Source organism: Pseudomonas sp. ME-P-057, from assembly GCF_030208975.1.
Classification (GTDB): Bacteria; Pseudomonadota; Gammaproteobacteria; order Pseudomonadales; family Pseudomonadaceae; genus Aquipseudomonas; species Aquipseudomonas lutea.
In genome coordinates, this window is record NZ_JARVSX010000023.1 from 158,427 (window position 1) to 179,376 (window position 20,950).

At 60.0% G+C, this 20,950-nt stretch carries 17 protein-coding genes and 1 pseudogene; 12 read left to right on the forward strand and 6 right to left on the reverse strand.

The genetic code is table 11. The features are described from left to right. Positions 1-2: 2 nt before the first annotated feature. Entirely contained in the window at positions 3-2,051 is a 2,049-nt protein-coding gene (locus tag QRN48_RS13860) for a sensor histidine kinase (RefSeq protein ID WP_037014650.1), read from the reverse strand. Positions 2,052-2,114: 63 nt separating this feature from the next. Next, on the reverse strand, positions 2,115-3,026 hold the full coding sequence (locus QRN48_RS13865; RefSeq protein ID WP_285351265.1) for a putative 2-dehydropantoate 2-reductase: 912 nt from the start codon (positions 3,024-3,026) through the stop codon (positions 2,115-2,117). A gap of 181 nt (positions 3,027-3,207) precedes the next feature. Here QRN48_RS13865 and QRN48_RS13870 point away from each other — a divergent pair, with 181 nt between their 5' ends. Both QRN48_RS13870 and QRN48_RS13875 read left to right on the forward strand, forming a co-directional pair. Further along, complete coding sequence (locus tag QRN48_RS13870) at positions 3,208-3,693, forward strand: YajQ family cyclic di-GMP-binding protein (RefSeq protein ID WP_037014643.1); 486 nt, start codon at positions 3,208-3,210, stop codon at positions 3,691-3,693. Positions 3,694-3,839: 146 nt separating this feature from the next. Beyond that, positions 3,840-4,688, forward strand: a complete 849-nt coding sequence (locus QRN48_RS13875; RefSeq protein WP_037017346.1) for a mechanosensitive ion channel family protein — start codon at positions 3,840-3,842, stop codon at positions 4,686-4,688. A gap of 288 nt (positions 4,689-4,976) precedes the next feature. On the opposite strand, the gene QRN48_RS13880 is transcribed toward QRN48_RS13875, so the two are convergent. After that, positions 4,977-6,542 carry an AmpG family muropeptide MFS transporter gene (locus tag QRN48_RS13880; RefSeq protein ID WP_037014640.1) on the reverse strand — a complete coding sequence of 522 codons (1,566 nt, stop codon included), beginning with the start codon at positions 6,540-6,542 and terminating at the stop codon, positions 4,977-4,979. A gap of 42 nt (positions 6,543-6,584) precedes the next feature. Next, positions 6,585-6,950, reverse strand: coding sequence for an MGMT family protein (locus tag QRN48_RS13885; protein WP_037017343.1), 366 nt, complete (start codon positions 6,948-6,950; stop codon positions 6,585-6,587). A gap of 163 nt (positions 6,951-7,113) precedes the next feature. Here QRN48_RS13885 and QRN48_RS13890 point away from each other — a divergent pair, with 163 nt between their 5' ends. The 5 genes from QRN48_RS13890 to groL all read left to right on the forward strand — a co-directional run bounded on the left by QRN48_RS13890 (position 7,114) and on the right by groL (position 11,861). After that, positions 7,114-8,121 (forward strand): DUF481 domain-containing protein, encoded by a 1,008-nt coding sequence (locus tag QRN48_RS13890; RefSeq protein ID WP_037014637.1) that lies wholly within the window; start codon positions 7,114-7,116, stop codon positions 8,119-8,121. Between the two features lie 204 nt (positions 8,122-8,325). Next, a complete protein-coding gene (locus tag QRN48_RS13895) occupies positions 8,326-9,057 on the forward strand; it encodes a HugZ family pyridoxamine 5'-phosphate oxidase (protein WP_285351170.1) in 732 nt (243 codons plus the stop codon). A 66-nt stretch (positions 9,058-9,123) separates the two neighbouring features. Continuing rightward, a complete protein-coding gene (locus tag QRN48_RS13900; protein WP_285351172.1) occupies positions 9,124-9,621 on the forward strand; it encodes an FxsA family protein in 498 nt (165 codons plus the stop codon). Between the two features lie 253 nt (positions 9,622-9,874). Beyond that, positions 9,875-10,168 (forward strand): co-chaperone GroES, encoded by a 294-nt coding sequence (locus QRN48_RS13905; protein ID WP_037014630.1) that lies wholly within the window; start codon positions 9,875-9,877, stop codon positions 10,166-10,168. 49 nt (positions 10,169-10,217) lie between these two features. After that, positions 10,218-11,861, forward strand: a complete 1,644-nt coding sequence (groL, locus tag QRN48_RS13910) for a chaperonin GroEL (protein WP_037014628.1) — start codon at positions 10,218-10,220, stop codon at positions 11,859-11,861. 348 nt (positions 11,862-12,209) lie between these two features. Here groL and QRN48_RS13915 read toward each other — a convergent pair whose 3' ends face one another. Continuing rightward, entirely contained in the window at positions 12,210-12,953 is a 744-nt protein-coding gene (locus tag QRN48_RS13915) for a phosphatase PAP2 family protein (RefSeq protein WP_285351175.1), read from the reverse strand. 236 nt (positions 12,954-13,189) lie between these two features. Between QRN48_RS13915 and colR the strand changes: the two genes are divergently transcribed. The 5 genes from colR (at position 13,190) to QRN48_RS13940 (ending at position 16,962) form a co-directional block, all read left to right on the forward strand. Beyond that, on the forward strand, positions 13,190-13,873 hold the full coding sequence (colR, locus tag QRN48_RS13920; protein WP_037014624.1) for a two-component system response regulator ColR: 684 nt from the start codon (positions 13,190-13,192) through the stop codon (positions 13,871-13,873). Continuing rightward, on the forward strand, positions 13,863-15,185 hold the full coding sequence (locus tag QRN48_RS13925; RefSeq protein ID WP_191942973.1) for a sensor histidine kinase: 1,323 nt from the start codon (positions 13,863-13,865) through the stop codon (positions 15,183-15,185). The genes colR and QRN48_RS13925 overlap by 11 nt, the downstream gene beginning before the upstream one ends. 160 nt (positions 15,186-15,345) lie before the next feature. Continuing rightward, positions 15,346-16,014, forward strand: a complete 669-nt coding sequence (locus QRN48_RS13930; protein WP_191942974.1) for a class I SAM-dependent methyltransferase — start codon at positions 15,346-15,348, stop codon at positions 16,012-16,014. Positions 16,015-16,018: 4 nt separating this feature from the next. After that, complete coding sequence (locus tag QRN48_RS13935; RefSeq protein WP_037014619.1) at positions 16,019-16,738, forward strand: lipopolysaccharide kinase InaA family protein; 720 nt, start codon at positions 16,019-16,021, stop codon at positions 16,736-16,738. Next, positions 16,735-16,962: a hypothetical protein gene (locus QRN48_RS13940; protein ID WP_037014616.1), complete on the forward strand. Its 228-nt coding sequence runs from the start codon at positions 16,735-16,737 to the stop codon at positions 16,960-16,962. Before QRN48_RS13935 ends, QRN48_RS13940 begins: the two co-directional genes overlap by 4 nt. A 951-nt stretch (positions 16,963-17,913) precedes the next feature. On the opposite strand, the pseudogene QRN48_RS13945 reads toward QRN48_RS13940, so the two are convergent. Next, a pseudogene (locus tag QRN48_RS13945) lies at positions 17,914-20,940 on the reverse strand (multidrug efflux RND transporter permease subunit); the annotation flags it as partial. Between the last annotated feature and the right edge of the window lie 10 nt (positions 20,941-20,950).

Consider the following 20,950-nt stretch of genomic DNA (forward strand, 5'->3'; position numbering starts at 1 on the left):
CGCTACTCCCGGTCGTTTTGACCAATGACCTGTGGTGCAGGCATATCTACTGAATTGTCCACCAGGGGCAGGCGCAAGGTGAAGCAGGTGCCCTGGCCGGGGGTGGAGTGCACCTCCATTTGCCCCTTGTGGTTGTTGGTGATGATGAAGTACGACACGGAAAGGCCCAGCCCCGTGCCCTGGCCGATTTCCTTGGTGGTGAAAAACGGCTCGAAGGTTCGCTTGCGCACACTTTCCGGCATGCCGATGCCGTTGTCCTCGACCTGAATTTCCGCCCATGGCGGGTTCAGGCGCGTGCGCAGAATGATGCGCCCCGGCTCGCGGTCGTCCTCACGCTGATGAATCGCCTGAGCGGCATTCTTCAGCAGGTTGAGCAGCACTTGCTCCAGTTCGTTGGCCGTCGCAGGTACCGGGCCGAGCTGAGGATCAAACTGGCGAATAATGTTCTGGCCTTTGAAATCAAAACCGATGGTCAAGTCGAAATCGTTGCTGGCAATCTCCACCGCCTGATCGATCAGCGCCGGCAAATCACAAGGGGTCAGCTGGCGATTACTGCGGCGGCTGAAACTGAGCATGTGGCTGACGATCTTTGCGGCCCGCGCGCCGGCTGACTGAATGCCGTCGAGCAGCTGCGGCACTTCCCGAGCGATCAGGTATTGATTCACTGCAGCCAGCTCAATGCCTTCCTGCTCGGCCTGCTCCAGATTCTTTGGCAAATCCGGCGATAGCCTACGTCGGATGTTCTGCACGTTGTGCATGATCGCTCCGAGAGGGTTATTGATCTCATGGGCCATGCCAGCAGCCAGTCCGCCCACCGAGAGCATTTTTTCTGACTGCACCATCATCTCCTCCAGCGACAGACGCTGGGTGATGTCATCGATGCGGATCACCGCGCCCCGGCCAGCGTCGCCGGTCAGCGGGTAGAAGGTCAGGGCGTAGTGACGCGACTCTTCGCCCTTGACCCACGTCACGCGCTCGATCTTGGTCACGGTGTGACGTTCGACGGTCTGCTTGATCTGCGGCAAAAAAGCACGCATCGGCGGGAATGCCGAATAAATGGGTTGGTTCAGCGCTTCATCCAGCGGCGTTCCCGAAAGCGCTCCGGCCTCCTGATTCCACTGGGTAACGTACAGCTGCTCGTCGAGGGCGATCAACGCCGAAGGCATCGAATCGATGATGCTGTTGAGGTAGTTCTGGAAGCCGGTGAGCTTTTTCTCGATCTTGCTGCGCACCTGCACTTCCAGCTCCAGCTTGCGGTTGGTGTGCCGGGTTTCCTCCGCCAGCCCTTGTGCCTGATCGTAGGCTTCCTGGGATTCGTCACGCGCGCGTTTGAGTTGCTGTTCGCGCGCCTGCATGCGCGACAGCATGGTGTTGAATGCCTCGGCCAGCGACCCGATTTCGTCCTGATTGCCGGGGCTTGCCCTGAGCGCGTAGTTCTCCTCGCGGGTGACCTGACGCGAAAGGTCTTCCAACTGATAAATCGGTTCGGTGATGAAACGACGGATCTGCCGGGCCACCCCCGCCCAAAGCAGCACGCTGAAAATCAGAATGCCCAGGCTGGCGGTCAGCGTGCCGGTGTAGAACGCCGTCGGCAGCTCACTGCTGGCGACCAGCAGCAAATGCCCCGAGGCCTGCCCGGCTTTCGGAACCGGGATGACCTGGGTGTTGCGAAACTCGGTAACGCGCCAGCTTTCCAGGTCGCGGTAGTGCTCGGGCATGTGCAGTTTGTCGCCCTGCTGCATCTGCGCCAGCCGCGTACCGCTGGCGTCGTACAAGGCTGCTGCCCGCAAGGGGCCGTAATTTTTCAGCTCCTTGAGCAGGTTTTGCGCGTTCGCCGTCGATGTCAGCGCCTGCTCCGACAGGCCGGGGTTGCTGATCAGCCGGCCGATGGTCTGCAAGGCCTGCGGGGCCATGGCTTCCTGGGAGATGTAATAGGCGGCGCTGATGAAGGTCAGGTTGGCCACCACCAGTACGGTGGTGAGCAACACCAACAGGGCGGCGAGCAGCTTTTGACCCACGGGCAGATTTTCGAGGCGCTGGCGCAATGGCATGGGGCAGTGTCACCGAAATGAGGAGAGGGCAGGTTAGCGCTGTTCAGCCCGCGAGCAAACCCGTCAGTCGCTGGGAAGGCCTCGCGCCTTGAGGTCTTCGATCAGGCGCAGGCGTAACCGGTTCAGGCCGGGCGCAGGGCAATCAAGCGCGCGCGCCGTGGCGCAGACATGCCCGAGCAAATAGCTGATCTCGGTGCGGCGGCCTTGTGCGACGTCCTGATACATCGAGGAATAGTTGGCGGCGGTGGCGGTGATGACCTGCTGCACCTGCTCCAGCAGGCCTTCTGCAGCGCCGGCCTGGCCACAGCATCGCAAGACGCTGCCAAGTTCGGCGCACAGCGCTGTGACTTCCTCGGCGTGTGCCTGCAAGGCTCCGTTGCGGCACTGGTGCAGCACGGTCAATGGGTTGATGGCGCAATTGAGTGCCAGCTTGCGCCAGAGGCGTTCGAGGATGCTGGAGGTCCATTGATGCGCGATCCCGGCTTGCTCAAGCTCGTTCAGCCAGGATGGCGCCAGGCTTTGGGTCGCATCGCCGAGCCAGTTGAGACCTTGCCCGGCAAACACCACGCTCCAGTCTTGATCACGATAAGCGCCCTCGGTGCTGGACACAAAAATGCAGCGCGCCTGGGGCAGCATCGCGGCGACCGCTTCCTGGCTTCCAAGGCCGTTTTGCAAAAGCAGCACGTCGGCCTTATCGGTGAGCCGATGGGCGATGGCGGCCACTGCGCGTTCTGCATCGTAGGCTTTGCAGGCCACCAGCAAACGCTCGATGGGCTGAGCCGCGCTGACCGCTTGCGCTGCTACAGCGAAGGTATGGCGCTCGCCATTTTCGTTGAGGGTCAACCCGCCCCGCGCGGTATAGGCTGCCAGTCGGGTATCGTCGCGCAACAGCAGGCACGCCGGCAGACCTGCCCGCGCCAGCCGCGTTGCCCAGAGACTCCCCAGACTGCCCGCGCCCAGAATGTGCCAGCACACGGCGCTCAAGAGCAAAGACGCCCAGACGCGATAAAACCTGCAGGAAAGGAAAACGAAATCAACATTGCAGGCTCACATGAACGTGGGAAAAGTCTCGTTATAATGACCGGGCTTTCATACCGTCAAGTCAGGCGTGCTCCATTCACATGTCGAGCCGCGCCGCATCAATTGGAGAATCTAAATGCCCTCGTTCGACGTAGTGTCCGAACTGGATAAACACGAAGTCACGAATGCCGTCGACAACGCGATCAAGGAGCTGGACCGCCGCTACGACCTTAAAGGCAAAGGCAGCTTCGAGTTCACGGAAAAAGACCTGCTGATCAAGATGACTGCCGAGGAAGGGTTTCAGCTCGAAGCCATGATCGAGATCCTCAAGCTGGCTCTGGTCAAGCGCAAGATCGATGTGCAGTGCCTGGAACTCAAGGACCCCTATGCCTCCGGCAAGGTGATGAAGCAGGAAGCCACGCTCAAGGAAGGCATCGACAAAGAGTTGGCCAAGAAGATTGTCGCCCACATCAAAGAAGCCAAACTCAAGGTGCAGGCTGCAATCCAGGGTGAGCAAGTGCGCGTCACCGGCAAGAAGCGTGATGACCTGCAAGAGGCCATTGCCGCCCTGCGTGGCCATGAGTTCGGCATGCCGCTGCAGTTCAACAACTTCCGCGATTGATCCTGCGCTTTGGCCGGCAATTCAGATTGCGCAGGAACCCGCGAGGCTCCTGCGCGTCGGAATGCAGGTCAGGCTGAAATGACGGGCCGGCCCGGCGCCGTCAGTTCAGCATTCCACGTCGCGACCCCGAGGAGAAATTGATGGACTTGGATTTGAACAGCCAAGTGGACCATCTGGTGAAGGCGTCTCAGGCCTGGATCCCGATGGTCATGCAATACGGCAGCAAGGTGCTGCTGGCACTGATTGTGTTGGTGGTGGGTTGGTGGCTGATCAACAGGCTGACCTCCCGAGTGGGCGCGCTGCTGGCGCTGCGTCATGTCGACCTTGCGCTGCAAGGCTTCATCAGCAGCATCGCCAATATTATCCTGAAGATTCTGCTGATCGTCAGCGTCGCCTCGATGATAGGGGTTGAGACCACCTCGTTTGTGGCCGCCATTGGTGCGGCAGGTCTGGCCATCGGTCTGGCGTTGCAGGGCAGTCTGGCGAACTTCGCTGGCGGGGTTTTGATTCTGCTGTTCCGTCCGTTTCGCATCGGCGACTGGATCGAGGCGCAAGGCGTTTCGGGCACCGTCGACAGCATCCAGATTTTCCATACCGTGCTGCGTACAGGGGACAACAAGACCGTCATCCTGCCCAACGGCAATCTGTCCAACGGCATCATCACCAACACCAACCGTCAGCCGACGCGCAAAATCACCTTTGATGTAGGCATCGATTACGAAGCCGATCTCAAGCAAGCGCTGCAGGTGCTGATGGACATGGCGGATGATCCGCGTGTCCTGCAGGACCCTGCGCCGCAAGCGGTGGTGGCGGCGTTGGGCGACAGCTCGATCACGGTGTCGCTGCGCGTATGGACCAAGACCGGCGACTTCGGTGATGTCTCGAACCGCTTCAACGCGGAAATCCGCGACCGCTTGCGCGCCGCCAACATCGACATCCCGTTCCCGCAACGGGTAATTCGCGTGGTGCAGGAAGAGCAGCCCGCGAAGGCGTAACGCTGATCGTAGAAACCAAAAAGCCCCGACTTTCGAGAGTTCGGGGCTTTTTGTTGATGAGGGGCAGCAGTTTGCGCAAGCGTGAATGGCGATCCGGCTATTGGATTGGCATCTCGTTCTGTAAGACCGGCTTGCAGCGAACGTCGCGAGCGAATATCGGGGCGTAATTCAATTTGTAGGAGCCGGCTTGCTGGCGAAAGCAGTGGGTCAGGTGCCGGCAATGGTGGCGGATAAAACCGGTTCGCCAGCAAGCCGGCTCCTACGGACCTGGGTTAGCCGGCGACCGTCTTATAGAACTGAATCCACAGGCTTCGCGGGCTCTTCGCCTTCTGCCGCTTCTTCGCGTGCTTCCCGGCGCGCTTCCTGGGCCCAGTGCAGGGCGATCATGAACAGCGTTGGAACGCCCATCAGAGCGGTTGCCAGGAAGAAGTTGTGATAACCCAGCTTTTCCACCATGACCCCGGAATAGCCGCCGATCAGGCGGGGCAGCAGCAACATGATCGAACTGAGCAGCGCGTATTGAGTGGCGGAGAACTTGAGGTTGGTCAGGCTCGACAGGTAAGCCACGAACGCTGATGTCGCCAGGCCCGAGCTGAAGTTGTCCAGCGAGATCGTGACGATGAGCATTTTCAGGTTCGGGCCCATGTCGGCCAGCATCAGGAACAGCAGATTGGTCGCTGCCGAAGTGATACCGCCAATGAACAGGATTGGCAGTATCCCGAAACGCACGATTGCCAGCCCGCCGAACGCCGCGCCGCCCAAGGTCATCACCAGGCCGAAAATCTTGCTGACGCTGGCGATCTGATCCTTCGTGAAGCCCTGGTCGATGTAGAACACGTTCGCCATCACGCCCATGACCGTGTCGGACATGCGATACGTGGCGATCAGCCCCAGCAACAGGAAAGCCTGCCAGCGATAACGCAGAATGAAATCGTTGATCGGCGTCAGCACGGGCGCGAGCCCGCGACGGCCCATGGACGACAGGCAGGCCACGGTCAGCAGGGTGTAGAGGATCGCGCGCAGAAAGGCGCGGTCCTCCATCAGCAGGTCTTTCCAGGTCGTGCCCTGAAACAGCACGCTGGCGAAGTCGGTGTTGTACAGCTGGGTGAACATCGCTGGTACCGACACCAACAGAATGATCAGCACGAACACCGACGCCAACTGGTGGGCGAAGCCGTAGCGCGCCGCTGACAACTGCGTACGCATGGGCACAGCAGGTTCGCGCATGATCAGACTGGTGATCAGCGCCGGAACCATGAGCAGGCCGAACAGGACGTATGTACCGGCCCACGCCGAGTGCTTGTAGGCAAAACCGGTGGAGCCAAAGCCTTCGGCAAAATACAACGCGCCGGCGGTGGCCAGCAGGGCGGCCACACGGTAGCCGGCCATGTAACTGGCGGCGAGAGTGGCCTGCTGGCTGTCGCTGGCGATTTCGAGCCGGTAGGCGTCGATGGCGATGTCTTGAGTCGCGGAGGAAAACGCTACCAGCACGGCGATCGCGATCAGCCAGGACAGATGCTGCTGTGGATCACAGAAGCCCATGCCGATCAGGCCCAGCGTCACCAGCGACTGCGACAGCACCAGCCATGAGCGGCGTCGGCCCAGCCGGCCCAGTAAAGGCAGGCTCCATTGGTCAAGCAGCGGCGACCAGACCCACTTGAAGGCGTAGGCTAGGCCGATCAGGCTGGCGTAGCCGATGGTTTCCCGGGCAACGCCGGCTTCACGCAGCCAGACCGAGAGCGTGGAAAACACCAACATGTAGGGCATGCCCGCGGCGAAGCCGAGCAAAAGGAGCACAAGTGTAGAGGGGCTGGCATATGCGGCGAGCGCGGCGCGCCAGGTTTTGCGGGGCATGGGCTGGAATCTGCCTCAGGTTACGTAAACAAAGCGCGCACTCTAACCGTTGTGCTCCATCGGGCGCCAGCCATGGCGCACCATATCCACACGATTGTTACGGATGGTCACGCCTTCTGTTCGTAAACGCGCGCGTTGCTCCTCGCCAGACGGCGTTCCGGGCGCCAGGCTGATGCGCCCGCCCGCGCCCAGCACCCGATGCCACGGCAGGCTGCTGCCTTGGGGCAACTGACTCAACGTTCTGCCCACGTAGCGCGCCGCTCGTCCCAAACCGGCCAACTCGGCCAGCTGTCCATAACTGATCACTTTGCCTTCCGGCACTTGATGCAAGGTGAGGTAGAGCGCCGTGCGCCGCGCCTCTGCTGGAGTAAGGCCTGCAGGATCGGTGTCCGGCGGTGATTGTTCGATCAAGCATTCGTTCCTGTATAAAGGATGAACGGGAATTTTCGATAAGGAACTTGGGAAATTTCCTACTGTCAGTGATACCTGTGTCGGCGGTCCGCCGATTGCCTAGACGTTGTCCATCCGGATAATGCCCGATTTTCCCCGAACCAGAGCCTTGTCGTTGCTTATGTTGTCCAGAACCCTGTTGTGCGTTGCTATTGCCAGTGCTTCAACCCCATTGCTCGCTGACACCGTCTGGTTGAAAAACGGTGACAAGATGACGGGGACTATCAAGGTCTTCGACGGCGGCAAGCTGTTGCTCAATACCAAATATGCGGGCGACGTTCCGTTGGACTGGAAGGAAATCAAGACGCTGGAAAGTGACCAGCACCTTCTGGTCAAGCAGGACGCTACCACTGGCGAGATTTCCAAGTCGCTGCAGCCAGCCGAAGACGGCAAAGTCACACTGGCCAACGGCGATGCGCCGAAGACAGTCGAATTGGCGAGCATCCAGCAGATCATGAAGCCCAAGCCGGTGGTGACCGATCTGGTCTGGAAGGGCAACATCGATGCCGCGCTGGACTTCCAGCGCGCCGAGAACGACACCGACGATTACAACATCGCCTTCAAGACCTCCGCGACCCATGGCCAATGGCGCCATAACGCCAAGGGCGAATACAACCGCGAGTCGCAGGACAGCCTCACCACCACCAACAACTGGGACGCCGAATACTCGGTCGACCGGTTCCTGACAGAAAAATGGTTCTGGGACGGTCGCATCACCTACAAGCGCGACACCATTGAAGACCTCGCGCGTCAGCGCACGGTCGGTACCGGTCCTGGTTATCAGTTCTGGGACGACGAGTTGGGCGCATTCAAGGTTGGCGCGCTGCTTAACCGCACTGATTTCGAATATTCCAACGGCGAAAAAGACAACTTCTATTCCGTGTCCGGCACGTGGGATTACAACCGCTACCTGATCGGCAAGAAGGTTGAGTTCTTCACCAACGGTGAGGTGGGCAAACCCATCAGTGGCGTGGCCGATTACAGCCTCGAGACAGAAGTGGGGCTGCGTTACAAGGTCACCGAGTGGGCATCGCTTAACCTCAAGGCCGAGAAAGACATCATCAGCGGTTCGGATAACGGGGACCTCGACAAGACCCGTTACACCGCTGGTTTCGGTGTGGCCTGGTAAGTTTTTTCTGCCGGGCAATCAGGCGCCTGCAGATCGAGTGATCTGCAGGGCCGGCTCGCAGCGTCTTTTACTCGAATTCCTCTGCAAATCGTCACTCTCCCTCAATCTGGCACGTTCGCGCGATAGCGATTATCGTGTGACGGGTTGGCGCGCCGTGCGCTTTGCGTTCGTCGATATTTCAAACAGATTCGTTCAGGAGCCCACATGAGCAACAGCGCCAACCGGCAGGCACGAGCCTTGCTGCTCAAGGAATACCGGGGCGTACTGTCGACCCATTCCAAGTCGATGCCGGGTTATCCGTTTGGCTCCGTGGTGCCTTACTGCCTGGACGATGAAGGCCGGCCGCTGATCCTGATCAGCCGCATTGCGCAGCACACCCATAACCTGCAGCTCGACGCCAAATGCTCGTTGCTGGTGGGCGAGCGGGGCGCTGAGGACGTCCAGGCAGTAGGGCGCGTTACGCTGATGGCCGAGGCCGAGAAAATCACCGACGGGGTTCGCATCGAGGCTGCGGCGCAGCGCTACTACCGCTATTTCCCGGAATCCGAGAGCTACCACAGCGCTCACGACTTCGACTTCTGGGTGCTCAAGCCTGTGCGCTATCGCTACATTGGTGGGTTTGGCGCCATCCACTGGCTGGACGACGTTGCCCTGGCCAATCCGTTCGCTGGCCCTGCCGAGATCGGCATGGTCGAGCACATGAACGATGATCACACCAAAGCCATCGCCCACTACGTCGAATTGGCCGGATTGCCCGCCACGCTGCCCGCTGTCCTGGTGGGCATCGACAGCGAGGGCATGCACCTGCGCATCGGTCAAAGTTTGTACTGGCTGGCGTTCGCCGAGCCCTGTAATACGCCGACACAAGTCCGCCAAGCCTTGGTCCAGCTGGCTCACGCTGAAAAATGGCCGGCTTTGGAACAGGTCGAGGCTTGAATTAACGACTTTGCGACGTCACGTTAGGTTTACTGGAAGCCTTCTTCCGTTCAGGAACTCATTTTGATGCGCGTTTTTCTTCTGCTTTTATTGCTTTTTCCGGTGCTTGAGCTGTTCGTACTGGTGAAAGTCGGGATGTCGATCGGCTTCCTGCCGACCTTCCTGCTGGTCGTGGGTGGGTCGATGCTGGGCATATTCGTGGTGCGGGTGGCCGGTTTGGCCACTGCAATGAGCGCCCGGCAAAGTCTGGCGCGTGGCGAGTTGCCTGCCCAGCAAATGCTGGATGGTCTGATGATGACGGTTGGCGGTGGTTTGCTTGTGCTGCCGGGGTTCATCAGCGACGTGCTGGGTCTGCTCTGCCTGATGCCTTTCACCCGTCGCCTGATCGTCGGCAAGGTTCGCCGCCGCGCCGAAGCCCAGGCATCGCGCCAGCGAGCGTTTGCCGAGGACATGCATTCCGCAGGTTCCATGCATCCCGGTGCCGCCCGCCCCGAGGCCCGTCGTCCTGAAGTGATCGAGGGCGAGGTCATCGAAGGCGAGTACGAGCCCGTCGATAAAAAGTGACGTTCATGGCTTTAAAGCACGGCACCTGCGGGTGCCGTGCCCATTTTCGCGTCTGTCATTTCTGCAAAAATTTTCTGTCCTCAGCCTTGTAATCGACCAGCACGCCCTTATGTATGGGTCACCGCAAGGTTTCTGGCGCATTTCGTCAGACCGTATTCTGCGGTTCGCTCGCGAACCGTAACCGGCAAGTCCGGATGTTTAACCCGCCGGTGTCTGCACCGGGCGTTTAAAAACCATAATTAGGAGATCGACAATGAAGCTTCGTCCTCTGCATGACCGCGTCGTAATCCGTCGCAGCGAAGAAGAAACAAAAACTGCTGGCGGTATCGTGCTGCCTGGTTCGGCTGCTGAAAAACCAAACCGTGGCGAGATCCTCGCTGTCGGCAACGGTCGCATCCTGGACAACGGTGAAGTACGTGCGCTGGCCGTGAAAGTGGGTGACAAAGTGGTGTTTGGCCCGTACTCCGGCAGCAACACTGTGAAAGTAGACGGCGAAGACCTGCTGGTGATGAGCGAGAACGAAATTCTCGCGGTCGTCGAAGGCTGAGTTGATTCCCCCTTTCCCGTTACTACAAAGTATTTAAGGAATAACGATCATGGCTGCTAAAGAAGTTAAGTTCGGCGACGCTGGCCGTAAAAAAATGCTGGCCGGTGTAAACGTCCTGGCCGACGCTGTAAAAGCAACTCTGGGCCCAAAAGGCCGTAACGTCATCATCGAAAAAAGCTTCGGCGCTCCGCTGATCACCAAAGACGGTGTGTCGGTTGCCAAAGAAATCGAGCTGAAAGACCGTTTCGAAAACATGGGCGCGCAGCTGGTCAAAGACGTTGCCTCCCGTGCCAACGATGACGCGGGCGACGGCACCACCACCGCTACCGTTCTGGCTCAGGCTATCGTCAACGAAGGCCTGAAAGCCGTCGCTGCCGGCATGAACCCGATGGACCTCAAGCGCGGTATCGACAAGGCAACCATCGCCATTGTTGCCGAGCTGAAGAAGCTGTCCAAGCCTTGCACCGACTCCAAGGCAATTGCCCAGGTGGGTACCATCTCGGCCAACTCCGACAACTCCATCGGCGACATCATTGCTGAAGCAATGGACCGCGTAACCAAAGACGGCGTTATCACCGTTGAAGAAGGTTCGGGTCTGGAAAACGAACTGTCGGTTGTTGAAGGCATGCAGTTCGACCGTGGTTACCTGTCTCCGTACTTCATCAACAAGCCGGACACCATGGTTGCCGAGCTGGACAGCCCGCTGCTGCTGTTGGTTGACAAGAAGATCTCCAACATCCGCGAAATGCTGCCAGTCCTGGAAGCTGTTGCCAAAGCCGGCCGTCCTCTGCTGATCGTAGCTGAAGACGTTGAAGGCGAAGCCCTGGCGACGCTGGTCGTGAACAACATGCGCGGCATCGTTAAGGTTGCAGCGGTCAAGGCCCCTGGCTTCGGCGACCGTCGCAAGGCCATGCTGCAGGACATCGCTGTCCTGACTGGCGGTACCGTTATCTCCGAAGAGATCGGCCTGAGCCTGGAAACCGCTACCCTGGAACACCTGGGTAACGCCAAGCGCGTTGTGCTGAACAAAGAAAACACCACGATCATCGACGGTGCTGGCGTTCGTGCCGACATCGACGGTCGCATCGCGCAGATCCGTCAGCAGATCGGCGACACCTCGTCGGACTACGACAAAGAGAAGCTGCAAGAGCGTCTGGCCAAGCTGTCGGGCGGCGTTGCAGTGATCAAGGTCGGCGCTGGTTCCGAAGTTGAAATGAAAGAGAAGAAAGCCCGCGTTGAAGACGCCCTGCACGCTACCCGTGCAGCCGTCGAAGAAGGCGTGGTACCTGGCGGTGGTGTTGCTCTGGTTCGTTCGCTGCAGGCGATTTCCGAACTGCGTGGCGACAACGCTGACCAGAACGTCGGTATCGCTCTGCTGCGTCGTGCGGTTGAAGCGCCACTGCGTCAGATCGTGGCCAACTCGGGCGACGAGCCTAGTGTTGTGGTCGACAAGGTCAAGCAGGGCACCGGTAACTACGGTTACAACGCTGCGAGCGGCGAATACGGCGACATGATCGAGATGGGTATTCTGGACCCGGCGAAGGTGACCCGTTCTGCTCTGCAGGCGGCGTCTTCCATTGCCAGCTTGATGATCACCACTGAAGCGATGATTGCTGACGTGGCAGAAGACAAGCCAGCCGGTGGCGGCATGCCTGACATGGGCGGCATGGGTGGCATGGGCGGCATGATGTAAGCCAGCCGTACCCCGATGTAAAAAACCCCGCTTCGGCGGGGTTTTTTTATGAGCGCATTTTGAGTCCCTGTGCCTGCACCGAAGTAAACGATTTTATGCTGCACCTAATGCACCGATTCCAGGCTGTACGTAATGCACTGATTCCAGGCTGCACGTAATGCACTGTAGGAGCCGGCTTGCTGGCGAATGCGATAGGTCAGCTACGCGGCCGTTGGCTGAAGAAACGCGTTCGCCAGCAAGCCGGCTCCTACAAATTGGGTTGGAACGCCAACGCTTCCGCTACGATCGTTCCCAAGCGCTACGTGGGCGTGCATACCGTGACGCTCTGCGTCATCCTGAAATAGGCGATTACCCCGAAACCACTTCCCCACTCACCGCCAGGTCCTTCTTCTTTGCCGGTCGGTACAGCACGGCGTAATACGCCCCCAGGCACAGCAGCCAGCAAAACACTGCCGTCCATATGTTGTGGGAGAAGAAGTGGGCGCCCTGCAGCATGCGGCCGATGGAAAATACGGTGCCCAGCCCCGCCGCGAAGATCAGTCCGGCTTTGGCGAGACGCGGCTTGCGGTCGCGAAATACGAAAAACAGAGCGAATAACGTGAAGCCGGTGGCGGCGTGACCTCCGGGCCAGCAGCGTCCGGGTTTGTCGGTTTGAGGGCGGGGGCTGAGCAATTCGCTGTAGGTCTCCTGACCGCCGAATTCCTTCAGGCTCCAAGGGCACTGCACCGACGTCACGACTTTGACCGGCGTGACGAAGCTGGTCGACAACGCCATGGACAGCACCATGCACCCGAGTTCGCGCTTCCAGGGTTTCAGCACGCTGACGAAGAACGATGCAATAAAACTCACGAAGGACAACACGCCGATGGCGATCACCGCTTCTTTGGCGCGGTCGTGCAGAACGTCTTCTAGGAAAAAGCTGTGCCTGCCGATGAACTCGCCCGCCGCCGGGTCATAGGCCAGCTTGGCAATGTCCATGTCCAGGGACGTCAATTCCAGCAGCACCAGGACGATCGCCGTCACGGCCGGGATGCCCAGGTAAATCCAGGGATTGATCGGTGGTGAGGCAGGCCGTTCGAGTGCGGATGACATGGCGAATCCCGTGTGTTGGGCGAGGGGAGAGGCTCGGGTGCATTGACCCGCAGCGGTGCGAAGTCTGAGCAGCGTGCTGTCGCGGCGTCGTGAACCCGCGGTGAAAAAAACGTTATGCACGGCGGTGCTGGCCCTTGAGCGCACATCGCCGTAAGCTGCCGCCAACTCCGACCTCGTTGAGCGGCGCCTCAAGCCGCATCCCGGGTCTCGCCACACCGCACAGGGAGACATGCGCCATGAGAATTCTGCTGGTTGAAGACAACCGCGACATCCTGGCAAACCTCGCCGATTACCTCGGCTTGAAGGGCTACACGGTTGATTGCGCGCAAGACGGTCTCTCTGGCCTGCACCTGGCGGCGACCGAGCATTACGATCTGATCGTGCTCGACATCATGCTGCCAGGCATTGACGGCTACACCCTCTGCAAACGCCTGCGTGAAGACGCACGTCGCGACACGCCGGTGATCATGCTTACCGCCCGCGATCAGCTGGATGACCGCCTCCAGGGCTTCCGGTCCGGCGCCGACGACTACCTGCTCAAACCCTTCGCGCTGTCGGAACTCGCCGCTCGGATCGAGGCGGTATTGCGCCGTGCGCAGGGCGGAGGCCGGCGTACCTTGCAGGTCGCCGACCTGATTTACGACCTCGATACGCTGGAAGTGACCCGCGAAGGCCGGCTGCTTAAACTCAACCCGGTCGGGCTGAAGTTGCTGGCGGTGCTGATGCAGAAGAGCCCGCATGTCTTGCGTCGCGAGGTCCTCGAAGAAGCCCTGTGGGGCGATGACTGCCCCGACAGCGACAGCTTGCGCAGCCATGTCCACCAGCTGCGACAGGTCATCGACAAACCATTCGCCAAACCGCTGCTGCAGACCGTTCATGGTGTCGGCTACCGCCTCGCCGAGGGGCGTGATGGAGTTTAAGCAAAGCCTTGCCCAACGGATCATCATCGCCTTCGCGTTGATGAGCGCGCTGGTTGCCGGGTGCTTCGCGATGGGCATCGTCGCAACCGTGCACCTGGTCGAAGAGAAGTTGATTTCAGCCGGGCTGGGCGGCGATCTGACGCGTTTGCTGTTGATGGACAGCGTCAATGACTGGAGCCACCGGCCCGAGCCTGATCAGCTGTTTTACTTCAGCGGCGGGCCGGGGGACTTCGAGCTGCCGAAGGATCTGCGACATCTGGAGCCAGGCTTTCACGAGGTGTTTCGCGGCCCGCTTTCGTACCACGCCATGGTCGAAATCGTGGATGGTCGCCATTATGTCTTGCTGCAGGACCAGAGCGACTTTGAAGAGCGGGAGCGCGTACTGTTCGCGGTCGTGCTGGTGGGCTTCGTGTTGGCGCTGGCACTGGCGGTGTTCCTCGGCTGGATATTGGCGCGTCGGGTGATGGCCCCCGTCGTGCGCTTGGCGCGACAGGTCCGGCATCGCGATCAACTGCTCGGTCTTGCGCCACCGCTGGCCCCGGATTACGCGGCTGACGAGGTGGGGGAGCTGGCCGTGGCATTCGACGCCACATTGGGCCGTCTGCGCGACGCCTTGACCCGCGAGCGAATGTTCACCAGCGACGTCAGCCACGAACTGCGCACACCGTTGATGGTGCTGGCGAGTTCCTGCGAGCTGTTGCTGGAGAACCCGGCGCTGGACCAGCGCGCCCGGGCTCAGGTCGAGCGCGTGGCGCGGGCGTGCGAAGAAATGCGCGACCTGGTGCAAACCTTCCTGATGCTCGCCCGTACTCAGCGCGATGATCTTGCCCTGCATCCGCAACTGACATTGCAAGGGGCTGCTCAACAATTGATCAGCCTCTGGCGCGAACCTATCGAGCGCAAAGGGCTGTTGCTGGAATATCTACCCGGCAACCCCTCGGACACTGCCTACAACGCGACCTTCCTGTACGCAGTGATGGGCAACCTGCTGCGCAACGCTCTGCACTACACCGACACCGGCTTCATCCGGCTGACGCTGCGGGAGGGCGGATTCATGGTTGAAGATTCCGGTGTAGGCATCCCCGAAGAAAAACGCGCTGCGATGTTCCAGCCGTTCGTGCGCGGCACCGAACAGCGCGGGGAAGGGCTCGGTCTCGGGTTGTCACTGGTCCAGCGGATCTGCGAAAACCAGGGCTGGACGGTTAGCCTGGACACGATGGAGCCCAATGGCTGCAGGTTCAGCGTGGACATGGGCAAACGCCCCGGCAAAGACCCGGCGCGGTTGTCACCGACAAATGTATCGTCTGTGTAAATCTGGTGAAAATCATCCGTATATGGCCGTATGCTAGCCCTAAGTCCTTGAAAAATCTCGTAACATAACTTCACTTTTTCGGACGTTTTTTTCACATTTGACTGACCTGAGAATCACGCCCCGCTGCTTAGCGTGGCGTGTCATTTCAGGAGATGCAGTCATGAGCAAGCGGATCGAGCTGGATTTTTCACGCAAGTACGACGACGAGCACGCGCAAAAATACCTGCGCAAACACAAGGACGGTCTGGCGAGACGCTTGTCTGATCGCCGGGACAAACAGCTGGCACGTCGCGCATTGGCGCTGGCGGGCGAACCGGGCCTGGTGCTGGACCTGCCATGCGGCGCGGGACGTTTCTGGCCTGTACTGGCTGAAAAGGCCAACCGGGTGATTATCGGGGCGGACAATTCGGCGGCGATGGTCAAGGTGGCGTGCGAGTCGCAGCCTGCGGAGATCGTCAAGCTGGTTCAGCCCTTACAGACCTCCGCATTTGCCATCGAGATGCCGGACAACGCAGTGGACAGCATTTTTTGCATGCGGTTGATGCACCACATCGGCAAGGCTGAAGACCGCGCCGTACTGCTGAAAGAGTTTCACCGCGTGACGCGGGACAGTGTGATCGTGTCGCTGTGGGTAGATGGCAATTTCAAAGCCTGGAAGCGCAAGCGCGCCGAGGGTTCGCGGCCTAAGCATGATTATCAGAATCGCTTTGTGCTGCCGGTGGCCACCGTTGAGGCCGAATTTGAACAGGCAGGGTTTCGGATTCAGGAGCGCCTGGATTTCCTGCCGATGTACGCCATGTGGCGTGTGTATCTATTACGTAAGAGGTAACAGAATGGCCGTGGATTTCGCAACAGAGTTAACCGTCCCCGCCAAGGACCGCTTCGCCTACTTCTGGAACACGCGCGGTGAGTGGGTCGAAGAGCCCAACGTGCGCCGCGGTGGAGAAAGTGGCGTGCAGCGTGTCGTCTCGGAGAACGGTCGACTGTTGTATGTGAAGCGCCAGACAGGCCATATCTACCGCAGTTGGCTGCACCCGTTCGGCCGCCCGACCGTGCTGCGTGAGCGCGATGCGCTGGAGGGCCTGCGTCAGCTTGATGTGAACGTGCCGCGCATGGTGTTCTGTGGTGCCGAGCGCGACGAGAACAACGAATGGCGTGCATTGCTGGTCACGGCGTCGCTCGACGGTTTCGACGAATTCGAGAACTGGCTGCGTGCCGGCGGACGCGAGCAGTACGGCGAAGCGGTCTACGAGCAGATGCTCAAAGAGCTGGCCAATAACCTTGCCCGCATGCACAAAGGCCGATGGCAGCACAGCTGCATCTACATCAAGCATGTATTCGTCCGGGTCGTGGGCGAAGGCTCCAACGCCAGGGCCGAGGTTGCGTTGCTGGACCTGGAGAAGTGCCGGCAGCGGCTGACGGCCTATGCCGCGGCACAGCACGACATGAAACAACTGCGTCGCCACTCGTCGTTTCAGCCTGCGGACTGGACCAAGCTGGTCTACTTTTACGAGACCGCGTTTGGCAGACCCATCAAAGGTTTACAGCGATGAAGTTAGAAATGGCACGAGGTTTGTTTTTGGTCGGGGCACTGGGCGTGACGTCCATTGCGATGGCTGCCTGGGAGCAACCCGGGCCACGGATTTTGAGTGCGGTGCATGGCGAAGGCCATTGCCCATTGCCTCGCGTGGCCAAGGTCAGTGATGCCGCCAGGCCTGACCATGATCTGCTGTTGTTGATGTTCGGGCTGGCCCAGGGAAGCGGCCCGCAAAGCTGACCTTGCTTGCTGCACTGACGAAAAGGCTCCGAGGATCGGGGCCTTTTTTGTTGCAGCAGGTGGTTTCGGTGTACAGAGCGCCCAATGCAGAAACCGCACCGGGCTGGAGGCGATCTGTAGGAACCGGCTTGCTGGCGAACGCGCTTGATCAAACACATCGTGGGTGCCTGACCTGACCGGTTCGCCAGCAAGCCGGCTCCTACAGGTTTTAGGGTCAGCTTCCGTCATTTGCGTTCGTATTGCCATCGCCGCTCCCACTGCCGCTGCCACCGCTATCGCCGCGGTCGCCATCGCCGCTGCCGTCGCAGCTATCGGCCACCACCGAGGTTGCCACAGGCCTGATACGGCGGTGCATCGGGCGGCTGATCACCGCAGACTCATCACATTGTCCTGACGCTGCGGTTATCTGTAGGAGCCGGCTTGCTGGCGAACGCGGTAAATCAAACACATCGTGGGTGTCTGACCTGACCGGTTCGCCAGCAAGCCGGCTCCTACAGGTTCGGGGCAACGTCCGGCATTCGCGTTTGGGTTGCCATTGCCATTGGCCCGTCGTTGCCATCGCCATCGCCGCTGCCGCGGTCGCCATCGCCATCGCCACTACCGTCGCTGGTATCGGCCACAACTGCGGTTGCCACAGGCCTGATACGGCGGTGCCTCGGGCGGCTGATCGCCGCAAATTCATCACATTGTCCTGAGGCTGCGGTTATCTGTAGGAGCCGGCTTGCTGGCGAACGCGGTTAATCAAACACATCGTGAGTGCCTGACCTGACCGGTTCGCCAGCAAGCCGGCTCCTACAGGTTTTGGGGTCCGCTTCCGGCATTTGCGTTCGTATTGCCATCGCCGCTCCCACTGCCACTGCCACTGCCACTGCCGCCGCCATCGCCGCTGCGACTTTGGTCGCGGCTGCCGCCGTCGTTGCCATCGCGGCGGTGGTTGCCATTGGCCTCAGGGGGCGGAGCATCGGGTCGCGCCAGTAGCGTGTAGAAGCATGGCAGCACGAACAGGGTGAACAACGTGCCCACCGACATGCCCGTGGCGATCACCAGCCCGATATCGAAGCGGCTGACGGCGCCCGCACCGGTGGCGAGAATCAGCGGCACCATGCCGAAGACCATTGCAGCCGTGGTCATGAGCACCGGACGCAGACGAATCGCGGCCGCTTCCTCGACCGCCTCGCGCGCTGTCAGGCCTTTCTCACGACGCAGTTGGTTGGCGAATTCGACGATCAAAATCCCATGCTTGCTGATCAAGCCGATCAGCGTGACCAGCCCCACCTGCGTGTAGATGTTGAGCGAAGAAATACCCAGGAACAGAGGGATCAGTGCGCCGCAGATCGAAAGCGGCACGGTCACCAGGATCACCAGCGGATCGCGGAAGCTTTCGAACTGCGCCGCCAACACCAAAAAGATAATGGCCAGCGCCAGCCCGAACGTGACCCACAACGCATTGCCTTCCTGCACATACTGGCGCGACGCACCGGCATAGTCGTAGGCGAAGCCCGGCGGCGCTTCCTCAATCGTGATCTGTCTCACCAGCTCGATTGCCTCCGCCTGACTCACGAGAGGAAAGCCCGAGATGATCGCCGAGTTGAGCTGCTGAAACTGATTGAGCTGCCGAGGGCGCGCCCTGTCGCTGACGGTAATCAGCGTCGACAGCGGGAGCATCTTGCCCTCGGTGTTCTTCACGTAATAGTTCGCCAGCCATGCCGGGTTGTCGCGGTAGGCCCGCTCGACCTGAGCGATGACTTTGTAGCTGCGCCCGTCGATGGTGAACCGATTGATTTCCGCCTCGCCGAGCAAGGTTGCCAGGGTGCTGCCGAGATCCTGCATCGACACGCCCATCTGCGCGGCTTTGGCGCGGTCGATGTCGACCACCACTTCCGGCTTGTCGAACGCCAGGTCAACGTCCAGAAACGCGAACTTGCCCGAATCGGCAGCGCGCTTCTTGATGCGATCAGTCACCTCCAGCAACGCCGCATAGTCGCCGGGGGTGTTGATGACGAACTGAAACGGCAACCCTTCGCCAGTGCCCGGCAGCGACGGCAGGTTGAAACCGAAAATCTGCAAGCCGGTGATCCCGTTGAGTTTAGCCTGCACTTCGGGCAGCAGCTCCATTTGCGTGCGGCTGCGCTCATCCCAGGGTTTCAGCAAAAAGCCGCCCACCCCGGTTTGTACCCCGTTGAAACCGTTGATCTGGAACGAGGAGTAATACTCCGGGAACGCTTTGAAGATGCTGATGAACTGGTCGGTATAGCGGTTCATGTAGTCGAGGTTGGTCGGCTGCGGCGATGTCGCCATCATGAAGATGATGCCCTGGTCCTCATCGGGCGCCAGCTGCGACTGGCTGAGCTTGATGAATACCGGGATCAGACACAGCACCAGCACCGCAAACACGATGACCACCGGCCGGGTGTTCAGCGTGCCATGCAAAACCCGCTGATAGCGCACCTTCAAGCGCTCGAACGCGTGGTCGAGTTTGTGCGCGAGACCGCTGGGGTTCTCGTCCCGGCGCAGGAGCAGGGCGCACATCATCGGCGAAAGCGTCAAGGCGACGATTCCGGAAATGACCACGGCGCCAGCCAGGGTCAGCGCAAACTCCTTGAACAGCGCCCCGGTCAGGCCCTCCAGGAATCCGATGGGCGCATAGACTGCCGCCAGCGTGATGGTCATGGAGACCACCGGCATGGCGATTTCGCGGGCGCCCTCGATGGCCGCATTAAACGGCGTTTTGCCTTCTTCGATGTGGCGATGGATGTTCTCCACCACCACGATGGCGTCGTCGACCACCAGACCGATGGCCAGCACCATCGCCAGCAGGGTCAGCAAATTGATCGAGTACCCCATCAGCTGCATGAAAAACAGTACGCCGATCATCGACAACGGGATGGTGATCACGGGGATCAGCACAGAGCGCAGGGCGCCCAGGAACAGGAACACCACGACGATGACAATGAGCACCGCTTCAATCAGCGTCTTGACCACTTCATTGATCGACGCCTGAATGAACAGCGTGGCGTCGTAGGCGATGGAGGCTTTCAGGCTTGGCGGCAGTTGGGCTTCCAGTTCCGGCAAAATCCGTCGCACTTCCTTGATCACGTCCAGCGGGTTGGAGCTGGGTGTGCCCTTGATGCCGATGTACACCGATGGCGTGCCGTCGAACGAGCTGACCGTGTCGTAGTTCTCGGCGCCCATCTCCACACGCGCGACATCGCCCAACAGCACACGGCTGTCGCCCACTGCCTTCAGCGGGATGGCCGCGAATGTCTCGGGCGACTTCAGGTCAGTGCTGGCATTCACGCTGGTGACGACGTATTCGCCTTTGACCTCGCCCGCCGCCGACAGAAAGTTGTACTTGCGCACGGCATCGGTCACGTCGTTGGCGGTCAGGCCGAAGCCTGCGAGCTTCACCGGATCAAGCCACAGGCGCATGGCAAACACTTGATTGCCGAGAATCTCTGCCTCGGCCATGCCTGGCAGCGTCGCCAGCTTGGGCTGAATGACCCGTGATAAATAGTCGGTGATCTGTGGATTGCTGAGTTCCGCGCTGTAAAAGCTGATGTACATCAGTGCCGAGGCGTCTGCGGCTTCCTTGCTCAGAACCGGGTCTTCAGCGTCTTGCGGCAGCTTGTTCTTGACCTCATTGGCCTTGGCCAGCAGCTCGGTGTAGAGCCGGTCGCTGTTGGAGCCGATGCGCGCATAGATGGAAATGACCGAGAAATTCTGCCGACTCACCGACGTCATGTAGTCGATGCCTTCGGCGCTGGCCAGACTTTGTTGCAACGGCTGCGTGATGTAACCCTGAATGGTTTCGGCGTTGGCGCCGGGGTAAGCCGTGGTCACAGTGATCAGCGCGTTTTCCATCTGCGGGTACTGGCGGATGGTCAGCTTGCTGAACGCCTGAAAGCCCAGCAGCACGATCAGCAGACTGATCACACTGGCGAGTACAGGACGACGGATGAACGGGTCGGTAAAGGCCATGAACGATTCC